Annotated in this window: 17 protein-coding genes and 1 pseudogene; 9 read left to right on the top strand and 9 right to left on the bottom strand. The window is 65.3% G+C overall.

Translation table 11 applies throughout. From position 1 onward, the window contains the following. Nucleotides 1-23: 23 nt before the first annotated feature. Together O6Y00_RS15845 and O6Y00_RS15840 are read right to left on the bottom strand one after the other, a co-directional pair. Entirely contained in the window at nucleotides 24-341 is a 318-nt protein-coding gene (locus tag O6Y00_RS15845; RefSeq protein ID WP_353443554.1) for a hypothetical protein, read from the bottom strand. A 44-nt stretch (nucleotides 342-385) separates the two neighbouring features. After that, nucleotides 386-1,903, bottom strand: a complete 1,518-nt coding sequence (locus tag O6Y00_RS15840; protein ID WP_353443553.1) for a fumarate hydratase — start codon at nucleotides 1,901-1,903, stop codon at nucleotides 386-388. Between the two features lie 196 nt (nucleotides 1,904-2,099). Here O6Y00_RS15840 and O6Y00_RS15835 point away from each other — a divergent pair, with 196 nt between their 5' ends. Continuing rightward, nucleotides 2,100-2,318, top strand: a complete 219-nt coding sequence (locus tag O6Y00_RS15835; RefSeq protein ID WP_353443552.1) for a hypothetical protein — start codon at nucleotides 2,100-2,102, stop codon at nucleotides 2,316-2,318. 498 nt (nucleotides 2,319-2,816) lie between these two features. Here the strand turns inward: O6Y00_RS15835 and O6Y00_RS15830 are convergent, their stop codons facing one another. After that, a complete protein-coding gene (locus tag O6Y00_RS15830; RefSeq protein ID WP_353443551.1) occupies nucleotides 2,817-3,611 on the bottom strand; it encodes a hypothetical protein in 795 nt (264 codons plus the stop codon). A gap of 203 nt (nucleotides 3,612-3,814) precedes the next feature. On the opposite strand from O6Y00_RS15830, the gene O6Y00_RS15825 reads away from it, so the two are divergent. After that, nucleotides 3,815-4,516, top strand: a complete 702-nt coding sequence (locus O6Y00_RS15825; protein ID WP_353443550.1) for an NAD-dependent deacylase — start codon at nucleotides 3,815-3,817, stop codon at nucleotides 4,514-4,516. On the opposite strand, the pseudogene lgt reads toward O6Y00_RS15825, so the two are convergent. The 4 genes and pseudogenes from lgt to lepB all read right to left on the bottom strand — a co-directional run bounded on the left by lgt (nucleotide 4,517) and on the right by lepB (nucleotide 8,334). Beyond that, a pseudogene (lgt, locus tag O6Y00_RS15820) lies at nucleotides 4,517-5,356 on the bottom strand (prolipoprotein diacylglyceryl transferase). A gap of 339 nt (nucleotides 5,357-5,695) precedes the next feature. Next, nucleotides 5,696-6,613, bottom strand: a complete 918-nt coding sequence (gene era / locus O6Y00_RS15815) for a GTPase Era (RefSeq protein ID WP_353443548.1) — start codon at nucleotides 6,611-6,613, stop codon at nucleotides 5,696-5,698. 252 nt (nucleotides 6,614-6,865) lie between these two features. Continuing rightward, nucleotides 6,866-7,528, bottom strand: coding sequence for a ribonuclease III (rnc, locus tag O6Y00_RS15810; protein ID WP_107954640.1), 663 nt, complete (start codon nucleotides 7,526-7,528; stop codon nucleotides 6,866-6,868). Next, nucleotides 7,525-8,334 carry a signal peptidase I gene (gene lepB, locus O6Y00_RS15805; RefSeq protein WP_353443547.1) on the bottom strand — a complete coding sequence of 270 codons (810 nt, stop codon included), beginning with the start codon at nucleotides 8,332-8,334 and terminating at the stop codon, nucleotides 7,525-7,527. Before lepB ends, rnc begins: the two co-directional genes overlap by 4 nt. A 125-nt stretch (nucleotides 8,335-8,459) precedes the next feature. Here lepB and pgi point away from each other — a divergent pair, with 125 nt between their 5' ends. The 3 genes from pgi (at nucleotide 8,460) to gorA (ending at nucleotide 11,955) form a co-directional block, all read left to right on the top strand. Then, nucleotides 8,460-9,950, top strand: a complete 1,491-nt coding sequence (gene pgi / locus O6Y00_RS15800) for a glucose-6-phosphate isomerase (RefSeq protein WP_353443546.1) — start codon at nucleotides 8,460-8,462, stop codon at nucleotides 9,948-9,950. Between the two features lie 144 nt (nucleotides 9,951-10,094). Then, nucleotides 10,095-10,472 (top strand): DUF4174 domain-containing protein, encoded by a 378-nt coding sequence (locus O6Y00_RS15795; RefSeq protein ID WP_353443545.1) that lies wholly within the window; start codon nucleotides 10,095-10,097, stop codon nucleotides 10,470-10,472. A 109-nt stretch (nucleotides 10,473-10,581) separates the two neighbouring features. After that, nucleotides 10,582-11,955, top strand: a complete 1,374-nt coding sequence (gorA, locus tag O6Y00_RS15790; RefSeq protein ID WP_353443544.1) for a glutathione-disulfide reductase — start codon at nucleotides 10,582-10,584, stop codon at nucleotides 11,953-11,955. A gap of 77 nt (nucleotides 11,956-12,032) precedes the next feature. Here gorA and O6Y00_RS15785 read toward each other — a convergent pair whose 3' ends face one another. Beyond that, the gene (locus tag O6Y00_RS15785; protein WP_353443543.1) at nucleotides 12,033-12,824 is read right to left on the bottom strand and encodes an enoyl-CoA hydratase/isomerase family protein; all 792 of its coding nucleotides are present in this window, start codon (nucleotides 12,822-12,824) and stop codon (nucleotides 12,033-12,035) included. Nucleotides 12,825-13,150: 326 nt separating this feature from the next. On the opposite strand from O6Y00_RS15785, the gene O6Y00_RS15780 reads away from it, so the two are divergent. The 4 genes from O6Y00_RS15780 to O6Y00_RS15765 all read left to right on the top strand — a co-directional run bounded on the left by O6Y00_RS15780 (nucleotide 13,151) and on the right by O6Y00_RS15765 (nucleotide 19,804). Further along, the gene (locus O6Y00_RS15780) at nucleotides 13,151-16,105 is read left to right on the top strand and encodes a TonB-dependent receptor (protein ID WP_353443542.1); all 2,955 of its coding nucleotides are present in this window, start codon (nucleotides 13,151-13,153) and stop codon (nucleotides 16,103-16,105) included. A gap of 67 nt (nucleotides 16,106-16,172) precedes the next feature. Continuing rightward, on the top strand, nucleotides 16,173-17,618 hold the full coding sequence (locus O6Y00_RS15775; RefSeq protein ID WP_353443541.1) for a glucoamylase family protein: 1,446 nt from the start codon (nucleotides 16,173-16,175) through the stop codon (nucleotides 17,616-17,618). A 67-nt stretch (nucleotides 17,619-17,685) separates the two neighbouring features. Next, on the top strand, nucleotides 17,686-18,882 hold the full coding sequence (locus tag O6Y00_RS15770) for a thiolase family protein (RefSeq protein WP_353443540.1): 1,197 nt from the start codon (nucleotides 17,686-17,688) through the stop codon (nucleotides 18,880-18,882). A gap of 145 nt (nucleotides 18,883-19,027) precedes the next feature. Further along, nucleotides 19,028-19,804 carry an SDR family NAD(P)-dependent oxidoreductase gene (locus tag O6Y00_RS15765; RefSeq protein ID WP_353443538.1) on the top strand — a complete coding sequence of 259 codons (777 nt, stop codon included), beginning with the start codon at nucleotides 19,028-19,030 and terminating at the stop codon, nucleotides 19,802-19,804. A 119-nt stretch (nucleotides 19,805-19,923) separates the two neighbouring features. Here the strand turns inward: O6Y00_RS15765 and O6Y00_RS15760 are convergent, their stop codons facing one another. Beyond that, nucleotides 19,924-20,148, bottom strand: coding sequence for a polymer-forming cytoskeletal protein (locus O6Y00_RS15760; protein WP_353443537.1), 225 nt, complete (start codon nucleotides 20,146-20,148; stop codon nucleotides 19,924-19,926). Nucleotides 20,149-20,150 lie beyond the last annotated feature (2 nt).

The following is a 20,150-nucleotide window of genomic DNA, read 5'->3' as shown; positions in this document are numbered from 1 at the left end:
GTGCGTTCCGAGCTCGGCGTCATTCAACCGCCCGCAAAGAACGCGTCGACCGATCGCCCCTTGGCGCCCAAGTCCGCCGCCACCCGTCGGCGAGCATCGTAATATACCAGCGCCGGCGCGGTCGCTTCCACGTCCGTCAGGAACAACAATCGATCGAGCGCACCGGTGTAGATCGGACTGACACGCCGCAAACCGTCGGCGTGCATGCGCTCGCTGGCAATCCGTTGATCGATCCGTTGATCGGCATAGACCGTGACGGTGCCGATGCGCTGCTCGAACGGAGCCGCTAGCAACTGCGCCGCGTGGACGACCGTGACGGCAAGCAGAAGGAGGATGGCCACGTCCCACCGCACGGGCCGTTGCCCCCTTCTGCGTGCTCGCATCGTCACGCCGGCGTCAGCAACCCCTCGCGCGCGATCTTCTCGCGCCACACCAAAGGCGCAAGCTGGTGGACGTTCTCGCCCGCGGAATCGACCGCGACGGTCACCGGGAAGTCGCTGACCTCGAACTCGTAGATGGCTTCCATCCCGAGATCCGCGAAACCGACGACCTTCGATCCCTTGATTGCGCGCGCGACCAGGTACGCCGCCCCGCCGACCGCCATCAGATACGCCGACTTGGCCTCGGCGATCGCCTTGGTCGCATCGCCGCCGCGCTCCGCCTTGCCGACCATCGCCAGCAGGCCCTGGTCGAGCATCATCCGCGTGAACTTGTCCATCCGCGTCGCCGTCGTCGGCCCCGCAGGTCCGACGACTTCCTCGCCGACCGGATCGACCGGGCCGACATAATAGATCACGCGACCCTTGAAATCGACCGGCAGCGGCTCGCCCGCATCGAGCATGTCCTTGATCCGCTTGTGCGCCGCGTCGCGCCCGGTCAGCATCTTGCCGTTGAGCAGCAGGCGATCGCCATGCTTCCACGTCTGCACGACGTCGGGCGTCAGCGTGTCGAGATCGACGCGGATCGCGGCCTTGTCGGGCGTCCAGTTGACGTCGGGCCATTCCTCCAGCTTCGGCGCCTCCAGATACACCGGGCCCGAGCCGTCGAGCACGAAATGCGCGTGGCGGGTGGCGGCGCAGTTCGGGATCATCGCCACCGGCTTCGACGCGGCATGCGTCGGCCAGTCGAAGATCTTCACGTCGAGGATGGTGGACAGTCCGCCCAGCCCCTGCGCGCCGATGCCGAGCGCGTTGACCTTGTCGTAGATCTCGATCCGCAGCGCCTCGATGTCGTTCCTGGGGCCGCGCGCCTTCAGCTGTGCCATGTCGATCGACCCCATCAGCGACTGCTTGGCGAGGATCATCGACTTCTCGGCAGTGCCGCCGATGCCGATCCCGAGCATGCCCGGCGGGCACCAGCCGGCGCCCATCTGCGGGATCATCTCGAGCACCCAGTCGACGATCGAGTCGGACGGGTTCATCATCTTGAACTTCGACTTGTTCTCGCTGCCGCCGCCCTTCGCCGCGACGTCGATCGAGACGGTGTTGCCGGGCACCATCTCGACATGCATCACGCTCGGCGTGTTGTCCTTGGTGTTGCGACGCGTGAAGGCGGGGTCGGCGAGGATCGACGCACGCAGCTTGTTCTCGGGATTGAGATAGGCTTTCCGCACGCCCTCATCGACGACCTCCTGCAAGGAGCGGGTCGACTCCAACCGGCAATCCTGGCCCCATTTGACGAAAATCGTGACGATCCCGGTGTCCTGGCAGATCGGGCGGTGGCCCTCCGCGCACATCCGGCTGTTCGTGAGGATCTGCGCGATCGCATCCTTGGCGGCGGGGCTCTGCTCGGCCTCGTACGCGACGCCCAGCGCGCGGATATAGTCCATCGGGTGGTAGTAGCTGATGAACTGGAGCGCGTCGGCGACGCTTTCGATCAGGTCGGCTTCGGTGATGACGGTCATGCAGCGCCTTTGAGATACGGATGTGCGCGCATCTTAACGGCGTTCGCGACGCGGAGGAAGCGCGCGGCTTCGTCGATATCCCATCCCGCCGATAGGGTATTGCGCGTGATGTCAGTCCCTTGTAGCCTTTGCTACCGAAACACTTTGTTGTGCACAGCAACACGACGCTCGGCCTGGATCAACACGGAGATTATCCATGAAGAAGATCGCATTCGTTCCGATACTTGCAGTCCTCGGCCTTGGCCTCGCTGCCTGCGACAAGACTGCCGATACGGCCAACACGAGCTCGCTCGAGACGAACACGGTGGTCGAAGATTCGGATGCGAACTTCTCCGCGGTCGATGGCATCGATACAGCCAACGATACCGACATCGGCAATGCCGAGCTGTCGAATGGTACGACGAACGCCCAATAACTGCCTGGGACAGCGAGCGCATCAAGGCGATTGCTGACTTTTTTGGGAAGTTTGACAATACTACTCCCCTGTCCCGGGGGAGTTTTTAGTCGTTGTACGAACAGGGGCAGCGAGATATTTTTTCTGTACTTGACTGCTCGAGATCTCGTCTTGTTTTCAAGGCGTTTCGTCGCCGATCGATAGGTCGCCTATTCCTATCGCACTGATATGGATTACACCGCCGTAACGTCGAGGCGAAGTGAAGCTCCCTGGACGGACCCTCGGCGGCTCGGCGGATCTCCCGCCGGGCCGTTTTTTTTGGTCGTCGGTCGCGCACGGTAAGCTGACAACGTCTGGATCAGGTCATGACCCGACGTGCGCGCTGCCACCACGCATACGCGGACAACAGACTTACCGTATGAAACGAGAGCGGGCTGGACTGACCCTGCGATCATTCCAGCCCGCCTTCATTGCCAGCGCCCCTGCATCACTGGCGGGGCACATAGTGCATCGGCGCGATTACATCGGCGGGGTCAAGCCGTCCTTGCCGACTGCGACCGACTTGGCGCCTGCGGAATCGGTCGAGACGATGGCGAACAGCTTCTGGCCCTTGGCGAGGACCGTGCGCCCGGCCGGCTCGAACCGGACGATCGGCGTGCCGACGGGGACAACAACCTGGGCCTTGCCACCCTTGTACGAGATGCTCAGCTTGGTCTCGCCGGGCTTGCCCGCGCCACCTGTGACCGTGCCATTCGTCATACCGCTCTGCTGCGCGACCGTGCTGTTGGTCATCGCACTCTGGCCATCGACCGTGCCGTTGGTCATCGCGCTCTGCCCGTCGACGGTGCCGTTGGTCATCGCGCTGGACCCGTTCGAGCCGCCGCCCGCAGCCGCGACTGCGCCAGGGACGTCCCAGGGATAATGGCCCTCGCCGGTGCCGCGCATCGCCTCGGGGAAGATGACCAGTTCAACCGCGCGCAGGGCGTCGTCGGGGCCGGTCGTCGCGGTGCCGATGAAATCGCCGTCCTTGAGCGTCGACAGGTCCGACTTCACCACCCAGGCGAACTTGGTGTTGGCATCGAGCGGCACGGTAGCTGACTTGCCGTCATAGGTCTGGACGGTCAGCGCGTCGGTGCCGATCGCGGTGATGACGCCGCGGACGCGGTTGACCGCCGGGGTCGCGCTCGCCGCGGCGCTGGTGTTGCCCATGGCGATGTTTGCGGTCGTGGTGTTCGAGTCCGTAGAAGTCGTCTGACCACAGCCGCCGAGGACCGCGATCACGCCGCCCAGCAGCATCAGCTTTTTCGTCAACATCGCATCGAATCCTTCGAGTATCGGAGCGCGCGACGCCGCGATGGCCTCGGCGATCAGGTTGGAGCGGCCAAGGTGGCTTGGTCGGTGTTGCTCAACGCTGCAAGACGACAACCGGGCGCAAAGCGCTATCCGGCACGCAGATGGCCGCGATGTCGACGTGACAGCCACTATCCGGGCCACGACGCACGGCCTAGATCTCGGCGATGCAGGATATCAGAAACATCGTCGTCCTGACGGGCGCGGGCATCTCGGCGGAAAGCGGTATCGCGACGTTCCGCGGGCCGGGCGGCTTGTGGGAAGGCCACCGTGTCGAAGACGTCTGCACGCCCGAGGCGCTCGGGGCGGATCCCGAACTGGTGCATCGGTTCTACGATCTGCGGCGCGCGGCTCTGGCGACGGTCGAACCCAACGCGGCGCACCATGCGCTGGCGCGGCTGGATGCGGCTTGGGAGGGCGAGCTGCTGATCGTCACGCAGAATGTCGACGACCTGCACGAACGCGCGGGCGCGACGCGGATGCTGCACATGCATGGCGAGCTGTTGTCGGCGCTGTGTGCCGTTTGCGGCGCGCGCGAGCCTTGGACGGGGGCGTTGCCTGAGGGGTCGGTGTGCGGCGCGTGCGGGTCGCCGGCGCTGCGGCCGGACATCGTCTTCTTCGGCGAGATGCCGTACCAGATGCAGCGCATCGAGACCGCGTTGGCGAAGGCGGATCTGTTCGTGTCGATCGGTACTTCGGGCGCGGTGTATCCGGCGGCTGGGTTCGTCCAGACCGCGGCGTATCACGGCGCGCAAACGCTGGAGCTGAACCTGGATCCGTCGATGGGGAGCGTGTTCTTCGAGCAGACGCGTATCGGCGCGGCGGGCGTACTGGTGCCGGCTTGGGTAGACGAGGTGCTGGGCCGATAGTCAGGCAGACACTGGTGTGACCGAAGATCGCGTATAGGACCGCGTCCAGAACCAGATACCCGCCACGATCATCGGCACGCTCAGCGTCTGCCCCATCGTCAGCCCCCACCACAGGTGATCGAGCCCGGCGTCGGGCTGGCGGACGAATTCGAGCAGGAAGCGCGCGGTGCCGTAGAGGATCAGTCCGGTGCCGAGCAGCCGCCCCGGGCGGAGACGCACGTCGGTGCGCCAGAACAGATATGCGAGCACGATCATGGTGACGCCGCCCTCGAGCGCGGCTTCTTATAGCTGGCTGGGGTGGCGGGGGATGCCGTCCTGCGTGCCGGGGAAGATCACCGCCCAGGGCAGCGAACTCGGCCGGCCCCACAACTCACCGTTCACGAAATTGGCGATCCGCACCAGCACGAGGCCGAACGGCGTCGCGCACGCGACATAGTCGCAGACGCGGAGCAGCGAGAGGCGATGGCGTCGGGTGAACACGATCAGGCTTACGATCACGCCGAGGAATCCACCATGCAGCGACATGCCGCCCTGCCAGAGTTTCAGCACGTCCAGCGGATCGCGCCAGATTTCGGGCCGGTAGAACAGGCAATAGCCGAGGCGACCGTCGAGTATGATCCCAACCGTCAGGTAGAAGACGAGGTCGTCGACATGGCGTTCGGCCATCGGCGCGCCGGATCTCCTCAACATTTTCCGCAGATACCACCAGCCCAGGGCGATCATCGCAATGTAGCTGAGCGCGTACCATCTGAGCTGGAACAGGCCGAAATCCCACGCGACCGGGGAAAGAGGAAGCTGGTCGTAGCGGATCGCGGAGGTCGCACCGATCATGGTCGGCATCGTGTGGTCCTCGTCCGGCTGAGCGGGCGTGGGGACGATAGCATGCCCGGGTAAGATGGCGGCGCAGTTTCGACCGGGCGGTCGCGCAACGGTTTTACTATTGCGGGATCGGATAGCGAAATACTGATCCGAGATTGTTCCCCCGTGAAGGCGGGGGCCCAGACTGGACCCCCGCCTTCACGGCGGAACATTATTTTGCGAACTCTACGCCACCCCGGTGAAGGCCGGGGCCCAATTGGAAAGGTCGAAGTAACGGAATGCTGTCCGCAGTTACAAACGTCCCTCAATTGGGCCCCGGCCTTCGCCGGGGGGGGCTTTTTGATTGGGTTCTGTTGAACCCTAATCCACCCAGTCGAGGCCCATGTCGCGGTAGATTTCGCGGTCTTCATCCCAGCCGGGTTTGACCTTTACGTGCAGGTACAGGTGGACGGGCTTGCCGGTGATCGAGGCAAGTTCGATGCGGGAGCGGGCGCCGATTTCCTTGATGCGGACACCGCCCTTGCCGAGCACGATCGCGCGCTGCGTCGGGCGTTCGACGAGGATCTGCTGGTGGATTTCGAGGCTGCCGTCCTGGCGTTCGATATACTGCTCGGTCTCGATCGTGCTCGCATAGGGGAGTTCGGCGTGGAGCTGGAGATAGAGCTGCTCGCGCGTGACTTCGGACGCCAGCGCGCGCTCGGTCGAGTCGGATACCTGATCCTCGGGGTAGTGCCACGGACCTTCGGGCATCGCCTTGGCGAGCTGCGTCTTGAAGTGGGCGAGGCCGTCGCCGGTGCCGGCGCTGATGAAGAACGTCTCGGCGAACGGCAGCAGCGCGTTCAGTTTCTCGGCGTGGATCAGCAGCTTGGTCTTGTCGGCGAGGTCGACCTTGTTGAGGATCAGCCAGATCGGCTCGGTACGGCCGACCAGCGACTCGACGATCGTGGTGACCTTGCCGCCGATCCCGCCCTTCGCGTCGACCACCAGCGCGATGATGTCGGAGCCCTCCGCGCCACCCCAGGCGGCGGCGACCATCGCGCGGTCGAAGCGGCGCTTGGGCTCGAAGATGCCGGGGGTGTCGACGAGCAGGATCTGCGTGTCGCCCTCGATCGCGACGCCCATCAGTTTTGCGCGCGTCGTCTGCGCCTTGGGGCTGACGATCGCGACCTTCTGGCCGACGAGCGCGTTGACGAGCGTCGACTTGCCCGCGTTCGGCGCGCCGACGATGGCAACTAGGCCGCAATGCTTGGTATCGGGCTTGGTATTCGTTTCAGTCACATATGCTCTTTTCGAACTGGTGTTGCGTTCGGCTGTACAGGGAAAATGGCCGTCCGTCATCGCGTCGCGAGAAGGTCGAAGAAGGCAGTTTTGTTCGCGCAAAGGCGCAAAGGCGCGGAGGTGGTGTGGGTGGGGCTCGTGCACGCCGTAATCATGCGCCGCCGAATATCTCGGAGCCGTTTGGGGCGAGACCTGATCACCGCTCGAAACCCCTCCGCGCCTTTGCGCCTTTGCGCGAACAAAACTGCCTTCTCAGCCGAGCTTCTCTAGCAGCGCCTTGGCCGCGGCGGTCTCCGCTTCCTGCTTGCTGGAGCCCGTCGCGGTCGCTTCGGCGAGTTTGCCGACTGACACCAGCATCGTGAATTTCGGGGCGTGGCCGGGGCCGGTGCGTTCGACGATGGTGTATTCTGGGGGCTTGCGGTTGTGCGCGGCGGCCCATTCCTGGAGCGCGGACTTGGGGTGTTGGGGGGCCTTTGCGCCGGCTTGAACGCGATCTCCCCATGCGCCGCGGACGAAGGCGCGCGCGGCGTCTAGGCCGGCTTCCTGATACCAGGCGCCGATCAGCGCTTCCATCACGTCGCCGAGCACGTTGTCGCTGTCGCTGGCGCCGTCGTCGCGGGCCTGCTTGCCGAGTTTGAGGTGCGCGCGGACGCCGAGCTCGCGGGCGACGTCGGCGCAGACGGGGCCGGTCACGAGCGCGTTGAGGCGTTTCGACAGCGAGCCCTCGGGGTCGGTCGCGAACAGTTCGTAGAGCCACTCGGCGATGATCAGGCCGAGGACGCGGTCGCCTAGAAATTCGAGTCGCTCGTAGTTCGCGGCGGCCTGGCTCCCGTGCGTCAGCGCGCGCTCATAGGGGGCGAGGTTGGTCGGTGCGCGGCCGAAGAGCGTCTTCAGCCAGCCGGCGAGGTCGCTCAAAAGCCTTCCCCGATACGGCTCCAGCGCGCGGCACTGACCCACGTCCAGGGCTTCAACCATTCGGCATCGCCGTCGGTCGAGAAGAAATTGACGACCGCCTTGCCCTCGACGTTCTCGAGCGGGACGTAGCCCATGCCCTGCGGCGCGGGGAAGCGGCTGTCGCCGCTGTCGTCGCGGTTGTCGCCCATCACGAAGATGTGGCCGGCGGGGATCGTGTAGAGCCCGGTGTCGTCGCGGTCGGGGAGTTCGGCCTGGTCGAGGACTTCGTAGCTGCGGCCGCCCGGGAGCGTTTCGCGGAAGCGGGGGTAGCGGCAGATTTGCACGTTGTTCACCACATCAACGAACGGCGCGCCGCATTTCTCGGCGTTGAAATTGGCGGTCAGCGGGATCGTGAAGTCGGCGATGCGGAGCTTCGGGATCGCCTTGCCGTTGAGGTAGACGGTGCCCTGGCGCATCTGGATCGTCTCGCCGGGCAGGCCGATGACGCGCTTGATGACGTCGTGGTCGAGCACTTCGGGCGCGCGGAAGACGACGACGTCGCCGCGGGTCGGCGTGCTGCCGAAGATGCGGCCGGGGATCAGCGGCGCGCCGGCGGGGAGCGACCAGCGCGAATAGCCGTAGTTCCACTTCGACACGAAGAGATAGTCGCCGATCAGCAGCCTGGGGAGCATCGATTCGGACGGGATGCTGAACGGCGCGAAGATGAAGCTGCGCAGGATCAGCACGACCACGGCCAGCTTCAGCAGGAAGCGGAACGTTTCGCTTGTTTCGGACCGCTTGGGTTTCGTCTTCACGTCATTTGCCATGTGCGCGGGTTTGCGCAGACCGCGCCTATCGTCAAGCGTGTGCGGGATACGTGTCACCGAAAGAGCGTTGTCGCGGTCTCGCGCTTGCAGCATGACCGGCGCACACGTCTATTCGGAGAAGCAGCATGACCGCCGACTGGTCCAAGATCGAAGCCCTGCCCGCCACCAAGCTGACCGACCTGTTCGCAGCGGACTCGGAGCGCCTTTCGAAGCTGAGCCTCGACGTCGCGGGGATCCACTTCGACTGGTCCAAGACTCACCTGACGACCGACATGGTCACCGCGTTCGAGGAGATGGCGAAGGCGCAGGACCTGTCGGGCAAGCGCCAAGCGCTGTTCTCGGGCGAGGTCGTCAACGTCACCGAGGGCCGCGCGGTCGAGCACACTGCCGAGCGCGGCGAGGGCAAGCCCGAGAGCGTCGCGATCGCGCAGGCGAGCCACCAGCGCATGCGGACGCTGATCGATGCGATCGAGGCGGAGGCGCTGGGTCCGGTCCGGCATATCCTGCATGTCGGGATCGGTGGGTCGGCGCTGGGGCCGCAGTTGCTGGTCGATGCGCTGGGGCGTGACGACAAGCGCTACGACGTGGCGATCGTCGCCAATGTCGACGGCGTGGCGCTGGAGGACGTGTTCGCGAAGTTCGATCCGGCGGCGACGTTGCTGGTGGTCGCGTCGAAGACCTTCACGACGACCGAAACGCTGATGAACGCCGAAAGCGTGCTGCAGTGGATGACCGAGCATAATGTCGAGGACCCCTATGGCCGCGTGATCGCGCTGACCGCGTCCCCTGAGAAGGCGATGGAATGGGGCGTCGACGAGACGCGTATCCTGCCGTTCGCGGAGAGCGTCGGTGGGCGCTATTCGCTGTGGTCGACGATCGGGTTTCCGGCGGCGATCGCGCTGGGGTGGGACCGGTTCGAGGAGCTGCTCGAGGGTGCGGCCGAGATGGATCGCCATTTCCGGCTGTCGGCGCTGCATGAGAACGCGCCTGCGCTCGCGGCGTTCGCGGACCTGTATTACACGCAGATCCGCCACGCCGAGACGCGCGCGCCGTTCGCGTATGACGAGCGGTTGCGGTTGTTGCCGAGCTATCTGCAGCAACTCGAGATGGAGTCGAACGGCAAGTCGGTGACGGTCGACGGGCAGCCGCTCGGGCGTCCTTCGGCTGCGATCACCTGGGGTGGGGTGGGCACCGAGGCGCAGCATGCGGTGTTCCAGCTGCTCCACCAGGGCACGCATCTCGTGCCGGTCGAGTTCATCGCGGTCATTGAGCCCGGCGATACGCTGCCTGAGGAGCATCACCGAGCGCTGTTGCTGAACGCGTTCGCGCAGGGTGCTGCGTTGATGGCGGGCAAGCAGGTCGAGGACCCGGCGCGGAGCTATTCGGGCGATCGGCCTTCGTCGACGTTGCTGCTGGACGATCTGGATCCCCGGACTTTGGGCGCGCTGATCGCGTTTTATGAGCACCGGGTGTTCGTGAACGGGGTGCTGTTGGGGATCAACTCGTTCGACCAGTTCGGGGTCGAGCTGGGGAAGGAAATGGCGAAGGCCGCTGAGAAGGGCGGGCAGACGTTCGATCCGTCGACGGATGATCTGATCAAGCGCGCGTTTGGGTAATTCCGAGAGGAAACCTCTTTCTTGTTCCCCCGCGGAGGCGGGGGCCCAGGATACCACCCACAGCGCTTGTGACCCTGGGCTCCCGCCTTCGCGGGAGAACTAGAGGGCGCGGGAGAACTCCAGGGGCTGAGGCGTTACACCCTCATGCCTCTATTTCTTGCCGTCGCGCTTGCCGCCTCTCCCACCATCGCTCAGATGAAGTGGGAGCGGCGTGTGTTGATCGTCTCCGCCTCGACCGCTGAAGAGCCCGCGCTCGCCGAGCAACGTCGTATCCTGGCCGCTTGGAAGACCCACGCCGCCGCCCGCGATCTCACCGTTGTCGAAATCGTTGGGGACACGGTCCGTGGCGCGGGCGATCCAGCCTCAGTGCTCCGCCGCAAATACCACCTCCCCGCCACCTTCACCGCAATCCTCATAGGCAAGGACGGCGGCGAGAAACTGCGCAGCGCCAAGCCCTTCCCCGCCGCCGCTCTGGAGCAAACGATCGACGCGATGCCGATGCGCAAAGCCGGCCAGCGATAGACCCAACCGATCAGCGTGATCGCCGCGCCGGGGTTGCCGCCTCGCGCCCCCTGCCCCAGATGGCATGCAAAGCCGCTCCCCAGCGGCACGCGACGTACGAGGACTGCCCGTGACCGACACCAAATCCGTGACCGATACCCAATTCGACTATGACCTCTTCGTCATCGGCGCAGGCTCGGGCGGGACGCGTGCATCCCGCGTTGCCGCCGCACACGGTGCGCGCGTCGCGGTCGCCGAGGAGTACCGGGTCGGCGGCACCTGCGTGATCCGAGGCTGCGTGCCGAAGAAGCTGCTGATCTACGGCGCACACTTCGCCGAGGATCTGAAGGACGCGAAGCGGTTCGGCTGGCAGGTGCCCGACGATTGCGCGTTCAGCTGGCCGACGTTGCGCGACAACGTGATGGAGGAGGTCGACCGGATCAACGGCGCCTATACGACCACGCTGCAGAACAACCATGTCGACATCATCCACCAGCGCGCGGTCGTCTCCGGGCCGAACGAAGTCACGCTCGCCGACGGCACCACGAAGACCGCCGCGAAGATCCTGATCGCGGTCGGCGCGCATCCGCTGGTGCCCGAGTTCCCCGGTGCCGAGCACGGCATCACCTCGAACGAGGTCTTCCATCTCGACGACGTGCCGAAGCGCGTGCTGATCGCGGGCGCCGGCTATATCGCCAACGAGTTCGCCGGGATCTTCCACCAGTTCGGATCGCACGTGACGCTGGTCAACCGTACCGACGTCATCCTGCGCGGCTATGACGAATCGATCCGAGACCGCCTGCTCCAGATCTCGATGAGCAAGGGCATCGATTTCCGCTTCAACGCCGCGTTCGAGCGCATCGAGAAGGATTCGAACGGGTGCCTCACCGTCCACATGAGCGGGCATGAGCCGATCACCGTCGATCTCGTGATGTTCGCCACGGGTCGCCTGCCCAACACCAAGGGCCTCGGGCTCGAAACCGCCGGCGTCGAGATGGATGCTGCCGGTGCGGTGATCGTCGATGAGGACAACAAGTCGAGCTGCGCTTCGATCTTCGCGGTCGGTGACGTCACCAACCGCATCCAGCTGACCCCGGTCGCGATCCGCGAAGGGCAGGCGTTCGCCGACACCTTCTATGGCAACAAGCCGACGCGGGTCGATTACGCCAACGTCCCCGCCGCGGTGTTCAGCCACCCGCCAATGGCCGGCGTCGGCATGACCGAGTCGCAGGCCAAGCAGGCGCTCGGCTCGGTGAAGGTCTACACCTCGGACTTCCGGCCGATGAAGAACGTGCTGGCGGGCCGCAACGAGCGCTCGCTGTATAAGATGATCTGCGACGGCGAGACCGACCGCGTCGTCGGCATCCATATGATCGGGCCGGACTGCCCCGAGATCCTGCAGTCCGCCGCGGTCGCGGTGAAGGCCGGGCTGACCAAGGCCGATTTCGACGCGACCGTCGCGCTGCATCCGACGATGGCGGAAGAGCTCGTTTTGATGAAGTGAGGGGCGGCCGCGCTTGAAGATTGTTCTACCGCGAAGGCGGCAGCCCAGACTGGGCCCCCGCCTTCGCGGGGGAACAATCAGGTGGCGGTGAAATTGCCGGGACGGCGCTCGCTGACGGCGCGTACACCCTCGGCGAAGTCGTTGGTTTTCTGCAACCAGGCCTGTTCGGCGAGTTCGTGATCGGTCTGCGACTGGACCAAAGCGAACAGGTCTCCGCGCATCGTCTTTCGCGTCGAGCCGACCGCGAGCGGCGCACCCGCCGCGATTTCCCTTGCGAGCGACAACGCCTCCCCGCGCAACCGGTCCGCCGGAACGACTGCGTCCACCAAACCCCAGGCCTCAGCCTGCTCCGCCCGGATGCGGCGCGCGGTCAGCGCCATCAACAACGCGCGCTGGCGACCGATCACGCGCTCCAGTACCGCGGAAATGCCGAACCCCGGGTGAAAGCCGATCTGGACGAAGTTGGCGACAAACTTCGCCTCGGGCGAGGCCACGCGGAAATCGGCGACGAGCGCGAGGCCGAGCCCTGCCCCGACTGCTGCACCCTGGATCGCCGCGACCACCGGTGTCTCGACCGCGAACAGCTTGGCGGCGGCGACGTAGAACGGGTTGCGTTCGCCCTCGGTGCGTTCCCCCGCGACCGGGTTGGCATTGACGAGGTCGGCGCCGGCGCAGAACACCTTGCCCGCCGACTGGAGCACGATCGCGCGCACTTCGCGGTCCGCATCCGCTGCGGCGAAGGCGGCACCGATCGCCTCGATCAGCGCGAGATCGGCGAAGTTGTGCGGCGCGCGCGCGAACGTGACGATCGCGACATGGCCGTCGCGGGCAACATTCACGCCGGACAGTGTCAGCGCATCCATGGTCATTGCAGTCTCATCCTTGTCAAACATCACATCCCTAACGAAGATTGTGGCGATTATGACACGGGCCGTCGTCGAAATCCCCGGCCAGATCCTCAGGCCATTGGCAGAGCCGGAGGACCGGGCGTAGGGACTTCGTACCGGCCGCCATGCAAACATGCGTGCTGCCGGAGCCGTATCCATTGGGAGCGGCCCGTGGAGAGGACCTAGACCATGGGGTCGCGACCGTCGCGAGCAGCATCAGGGGGGCAGGCACGACGTGCCCGGACAGCCGCCAGCGATGCACCCATGCCTTATGCCGCTCTGCAATCCAACGCAGGGGAATATTCGAGATGAAGACCATGATGGTCGCGGCGCTGCGCGCTGCGCTGGTGACGACGACGATCCTTGGATCGGTAGCGCTGAGCACGTCCGCGACTGCGCAGACGACGACCGCCGCGATCCGTGGACAGGTGCGCGACGCGGCCGGAGCGACGGTCGCGGGCGCAACCGTGGTCGCGGTCAATGACGGGACCAACCAGACGTTCCGCGCGACGACGAGCGCGACTGGCAGCTATGTGCTCAACGGCCTGCGCCCCGCCACCTACACGATCACGTTCACCGGTCCCGACGGCAAGATTTCGGCACAGCGTATCTCGGTCGGCGTCGGCCAGTCCGCGACACTCGACGCCGTCCTCGCCGCGCCGACCGCCACGGCCCCTGCTGTCGGCGCGACCGCCGAGGGCGGCACGACCACCGGTGGCGCAAGCGAAGGCGGCGAGATCGTCGTCACCGCGGGCAAGCTTGTCGAGACCAAGACCTCCGAAGTCGCGACCAACGTCAGCCAGAACCAGATCCGCATCCTGCCGCAGGGCGATCGCAACTTCCTGACCTTCGCCGCGCTCGCGCCGGGCGTCCGCTACAACGACAGCGAGACCAACAAGGGCATCACCGCCGGCGCCTCGCCCGCGAGCCAGGTCAACGTCTTCATCGACGGCACCAGCCTGAAGAGCCAGACGCTCGGCGGCATCGCCGGCCAGACCGACAGCCGCGGCAACCCGTTCGGGCAGCTCGCGGTCGGCGAATTCCGCGTGCTGACGCAGAACTACAAGGCGGAATACGAACAGGCCGGGTCGGCGATCATCACCGCGATCACCAAGTCGGGCACCAACGATTTCCACGGCGAGGCGTTCGGCCAATATACCGATCGCAGCCTGACCGCCGCCAGCATCATCGACCAGCGCGCCGGCCGCGGCAAACCCAAGTTCGAGCGCAAGCAATACGGCGTGTCGCTCGGCGGCCCGATCATCAAGGACAAGCTGTTCTTCTTCGGCGCGTACGAAGGCAACGACCAGGATCGCGCCTCGAGCGTGACCGTCGGCAATCGCACCCCGGAAAACCTCGCCCGGTTCGGCCAGTATGAAGGCACGTACGTCAGCCCGTATCGCGGCGATTTCTACTTCGGCAAGCTGACCTTCACGCCCGACGAGCGCCAGGTGTTCGACCTGTCGTTCAGCCGCCGCGAGGAAACCGACGTCACCGGGTTCGGCGCCAATTTCGGCTCGCCCAACATCGCGTATTCGGCGGCGGTCAACAAGATCAACAAGACCGACACCTATACGTACAAATGGACCTACACCGGCGACAGCTTCGTCAACGAGGCCAACCTCACCTACCTCGACACAGTCTATAATCCGTCGTCGCTCAACCCCGACGATTCGAGCTTCGAATATCAGGGCGTGATCACCTTCGGCGGCAAGGATTCGACGCAGCGGATCAGCCAGCAGAGCTACACGCTGCGCGACGATTTCACGTATAACGGCCTCGACAACCACGTCATCAAGGGCGGTATCCGGTTCGCGTTCCAGGATTACGACTTCACCAAGAACTTCTTCGTCCAGCCGCGCTACTTCTTCCAGACCGATGCGACCAAGGGGCTCGACTTCAGCTTCCCGGCGACCGCGCAGATCGGCGTCGGCAACCCGCGGATCATCGCCTCGAACTCGCAGCTCGGCCTGTATCTGCAGGATGACTGGGACGTCACCGACAAGTTGCAGCTGAACCTCGGCCTGCGCTGGGATTACGAGAGCAACCTGTTCAACAACAAATACCGCACCCCGGCGGCGGCGGTCGCGACGTTGAACGCATTGCCCAGGACCGACTATTTCGATCCCGCAGACTATATCACCGACGGCACGGATCGTCCGACGCGGAAAGACATGTTCCAGCCGCGGATCGGCTTCAGTTATGATTTCAACGACGATCAGCGGACCGTGCTGTTCGGCGGCTACGGCAAATATTTCGATCGCAACGTGTTCAACAACACGCTCGACGAGCAATTCCGCCTGCAATACCAGACCGGCGTCTTCTACTTCTCCCGCGATGGCCAGCCGCGCGACGGCAACCCGACGGTGGTCTGGAACAACAGCTATCTGACGCGCGACGGCTTGCTGGCGCTGCGCCAGACCGCGCAGACCGGCCTGCCCGAACTCTTCGCCGTGAAGAACGATGCGAAGGCACCGTCGACCGATCAGTTCAGCCTTGGCCTGCGCCAGAAGTTCGGCATTTTCCGCGCATCGGTCACGGGATCGTACGTTCGCGGGCAGAACGGCTACACGCACCTGTTCGCGACGCGTAATGCGGACGGATCGTGCTGCGATACGACGATCCCGCGCGCGAACGGGTTCGGCAACGTGTTGATCGGCTATGACGGCCTGCGGACGCGCTACAAGGCGCTGCTGGTGACGATCGACAAGGACTACACCGTGTCGTCGGGCTGGGGCTTCAACCTGGCCTATACGCTGTCGAAGGCGGAGCAGGACGGCGGCGATCTGTTCAGCCTCGACGAGGTGACGCCGCGCGCCTATGGCTGGCGCCCGATCGCGGGCCAGGACGAGCGTCACCGGTTCGTGATCTCGGGCATCGCCGATCTGCCGCTCGGCTTCCAGTTCTCGACGCTGACGACGCTGGGCAGCGGCACCGCCTTCCAGCTGTTCGACCAGTCGGCCGGCACCAGCGTCAACCAGCAGGTTACGCGGTCGTTGTACCGTCCGAAGAACTGCCTCGGCAGCGTGTTCGCGTTCTGCGAGGTCAATCTGACGCTCCAGAACAACATCAAGGTGTTCAATACGCACAACATCAACGTCGCCGTCGACCTGCTGAACGCGTTCAACAACAAGAACTACGACGGCTATGCGAGCTATCTGGGCGTCGGTCAGAGCTATACGTTCGACCCTGCGTCCAACATACCGGCGAACCTCCTGACCCTGCCCCGCCGCTTCCAGTTCCGGGTCGGATATCGTTTCTGATGCGTTCATCGGCGGGCGGCCATGTCGGTCGCCTGCCGCCATCGGCGGTCCCCGATCAGGAGTATCCATGCTCGACAGACGGCAGTTTCTGGGCACCGGCGCACTATCACTTGGCGGACTGACGGCAGGGTGTACATCGGTCGGGCGACCGATCGTCAAAGCGTTTCAAGACGTTGCGGGTATCACCCCCTCCCCGGCACCGTCCGCCAACCCGCTCCTCGACAATCTGCAGGAGCGGACCTTCCTGTATTTCTGGGACACGACCGATCCGGTCCGCGGGCTTGCGCTCGATCGCTGGCCGACGCCGTCCTTCTCGTCGATCGCCGCGGTCGGGTTCGCGCTGACCGCCTACCCGATCGGCGTCGTCAACGGCTGGATCACGCGCGAACAGGCGCGGGCGCGGACGCTGGCCACGCTGGAGTTCTTCGCCGCCGCACCGATGGGGCCCGAGCCGACCGGCAACAGCGGGTATAAGGGATTCTTCTACCACTTCCTCGGCGTCACCAAGGGGCAGCGGTTCGCGCGCGCGGAACTGTCGACGATCGATACCGCATTGATGCTCGCCGGCATGCTATTCGCGCAGAGCTGGTTCGATGCGGATCACCCCGGGGAACAGCGGATCCGCGCGCTGGCGGACCAGATCTACGGTGCGGTCGACTGGGCTTGGATCACGCCGCGCGCGCCGTTCCTGTCGATGGGCTGGCACCCCGAGAGCGGGTTCATCCCGAGCGACTGGAACATCTACAACGAGGGGATGCTGATGTATCTGCTCGCGCTGGGCTCGCCGACGCATCCGCTGCCGCCGTCGACCTGGGGTGCGCTGACCGAGAAGTTCGAGCCGTCGTGGCGCGGCGATCATCTCCATTATCCGCCGATGTTCGTCCACCAGTACAGCCATGTCTGGGTAGATTTCCGCGGCATCCGCGATCCGTATATCGCGACCAAGGACATCGATTATTTCGAGAACAGCAAGCGCGCGACGGTCGCCCAGCGCGACTATGCGATCGCCAATGCCGGCGGCTTTGCAGGCTATGGCCCGGACGTCTGGGGTCTGACCGCGTGCGATGGGCCGGGTGACTTCAAGGCGACGCTCGCCGGTCGCCCGCGCGAGTTCTTCAGCTATTCGGAACGGGGCCCCGGCGCGCGCGACGACGGCACGCTCGCGCCGACCGCCGCCGCCGGCTCGATCGTGTTCGCACCCGATATCGTCATCCCCGCGATCACTGCGATGCACGATCGCTACGGCAAGGGCATCTTCGGCAAATACGGGTTCTTCGACGCGTTCAACCCGACGCTGACGGAGATGGGGGAACCGCTGAAGCACGGCCGGATCGTCCCAGGGGTCGGCTGGGTCGACGTCGATTATCTGGGTATCGACCAGGGGCCGATCGTCGCGATGATCGAGAACTGGCGCACCGGCATGGTGTGGAACACGATGCGCAAGAACCCGCACATCCGCCGCGGTCTGGACCGTGCCGGCTTTACCGGCGGGTGGCTGGCACGCGTTCCCTAACAGGGCTTTCGCGAACGCTCGGTACCGCTTAGAGCAGCGGCATACCCGATCCTCGAAAGGTTCCAGCATGCGTGAAGCCGCCATCGTCTCGACTGCCCGTACCGCTATCGGCAAGGCGTATCGTGGTGCGTTCAACGCGACCGAGGCGCCGGTGCTGGCGGGGCACGTGATGAACGCCGTCGTCGAGCGCGCGGGGATCGATCCGGCGCGGATCGACGAGGTCTTCTGGGGCGTCGGCAACCAATGGGGTACGCAGGGCGGCAATGCCGGGCGGATGGCGATCTTTGCGGGTGGGCTGCCGGAGTCGGTGCCGGCGTTCACGCTCGATCGGAAGTGCGGGTCGGGACTGACCGCGGTGGCGCTCGCGGCGCGGACGATCATCTGCGACGAGGCGGATGTCGCGCTCGCCGGCGGCATGGAGTCGATCAGCTATACCGTGACGAAGGACGCGCCGCGCTTCGTCAATGCGAGCGTCGTCGCGAAGGAGCCGGCGGCGTATATCCCGATGATCGAGACCGCGGAGATCGTCGCGGATAAATATGGGATCAGTCGCGAGGCGCAGGACGAATACGCCGCGATGAGCCAGCAGCGTGCTGCCGCGGGCGTCGCCAATGGTGCGTTCGCCGAGGAGATCGTGCCGATCACCGTCGAGAAGGCGCTCTACGACAAGCAGGGCGCGCATGCCGGGATCGAAAGCGTCACATTATCGCAGGACGAAGGCATTCGCGCCGGCACGACGCTGGAGGGCCTGCGCGGGCTCAAGACGGTGTGGCCGGGCGGCGAGTTCTCCGGGCCGGGGTCGAGCGTGACCGCGGGCAATGCGAGCCAGCTGTCCGACGGCGCGTCGGCGCAACTGCTGATGGATCGCAAGACGGCCGAGGCCGAGGGCAAGGATATCCTGGGCATCTATCGGGGGTTCCAGGCGGCGGGTTGCAGCCCGGCGGAAATGGGTATCGGGCCGATCTTCGCGATTCCGAAACTGCTCGAGCGGGCGGGATTGGCGGTTGGTGACATCGGGCTTTGGGAGTTGAACGAGGCGTTCGCATCGCAGTGCCTGTATTGTCGCGATTTCCTCGGGATCGATCCGGAGAAGTACAACGTCAACGGCGGCGCGATCGCGGTGGGGCATCCGTTCGGGATGACGGGGTCGCGGCTGGTCGGGCATGCGCTGATCGAGGGGCGCAAGCGCGGGGTGCGCTATGTCGTGGTGTCGATGTGCACCGCGGGGGGCATGGGCGCGGCGGGGTTGTTCGAGATCGTTTGACGCGCGCACCGACGTGGCGTGCCCTCACCCTTCCCACGGCGAAGACGCCGCGAGCCCCTTCCTTCTCCCCGATGGGAGAGGGTGTAGTTGCCAAGACATTGGCGGCGGCGCAGGTTCACAGCTCCTAGGATAGGAGTGCGGGGCTATGACGACGGCTTTGATCACCGGCGCATCGGCGGGGTTGGGCGAAGGTTTTGCGCGGGCGCTTGCGGCCGAGGGCAATGCCCTGATCCTGACGGCGCGTCGGGTCGATCGGTTGGAAGCGCTGGCGGCCGAACTGCGTGCGGCGCACGGCGTCACGGTGCATGTGTTTGCTGCCGACCTTGCGGATCAGGCTGGTCCGGACACGCTCATTGCTGCCATCGCAGCCGCCGCGTTGCCGATCGACATACTCGTCAACAACGCGGGGTTCGGTGCACGGGGCGATTTCGCGGAGCTCGATAGCGCGCTGCAACTGGGCATGATCGACCTCAATTGCCGTGCATTGGTGGCGCTGACGCATGCCGTACTGCCGCAGATGATCGCGCGCGGGTCTGGCGGGATCCTCAACCTCGCCTCGGTCGCCTCGTTCCAGCCGGGGCCGTGGATGGCGGTCTATTATGCGAGCAAGGCGTTCGTGCTGAGCTTTTCCGAGGCGCTGCATGAGGAGGTGAAGGGCAAGGGCGTGCGTGTTGCGGCGCTGTGCCCCGGGCCGACGCGGACCGAGTTCGCCGATGTGGCGGGGCTTGGCGACACCGCGCTGTTCGAGCGACTGGCGAGCGATCCGGCGGCGGTGGTGCGCGACGGGTTGGCGGCGCTGGCCGCAAACCGGGCGGTGAAGGTGTCGGGTGCGCTGAACTTCGCGATGGCCGAGGGGATACGGTTTACGCCGCGGAGTCTTGCGCGACGTATCGCGGGGTCGTTGCAGAAGGCTCGCGGGTAAGGCGTAACCTAAACAGCTGCTCCGCTTGCCGCCCCCTCCGTCAGGCTTTGCCTGCCACCTCCCCCTGGCGGGGGAGGATTGTCTGGGTTCTTCGCTTCCGCTGCGTAGGGGCGTGGCGGTTAGCGGCTGACCATGCCGGTTATGGTGATCTGCCCGCCGCGATCGATGATCTCACCGTCGACCATGCCGCTGATGAGCACCGTTGCGCCGGGTTCGACGATCAGGGTGCCATCGATCATCCCGGCGATCTCGGCGGTGGCGCCGGCCGGGACGATCGCGGTGCCGTCGAGCATGCCCTCGAATTTACCCTCGATCGTCAGGTCTCCGCGGTGCATGCCCTTCATGC

Source organism: Sphingomonas faeni (assembly GCF_040407565.1).
GTDB lineage: Bacteria > Pseudomonadota > Alphaproteobacteria > Sphingomonadales > Sphingomonadaceae > Sphingomonas > Sphingomonas faeni_F.
The sequence above is the reverse complement of the archived record's forward strand: the minus strand, read 5'-3'. Positions and strand labels throughout refer to the sequence as shown.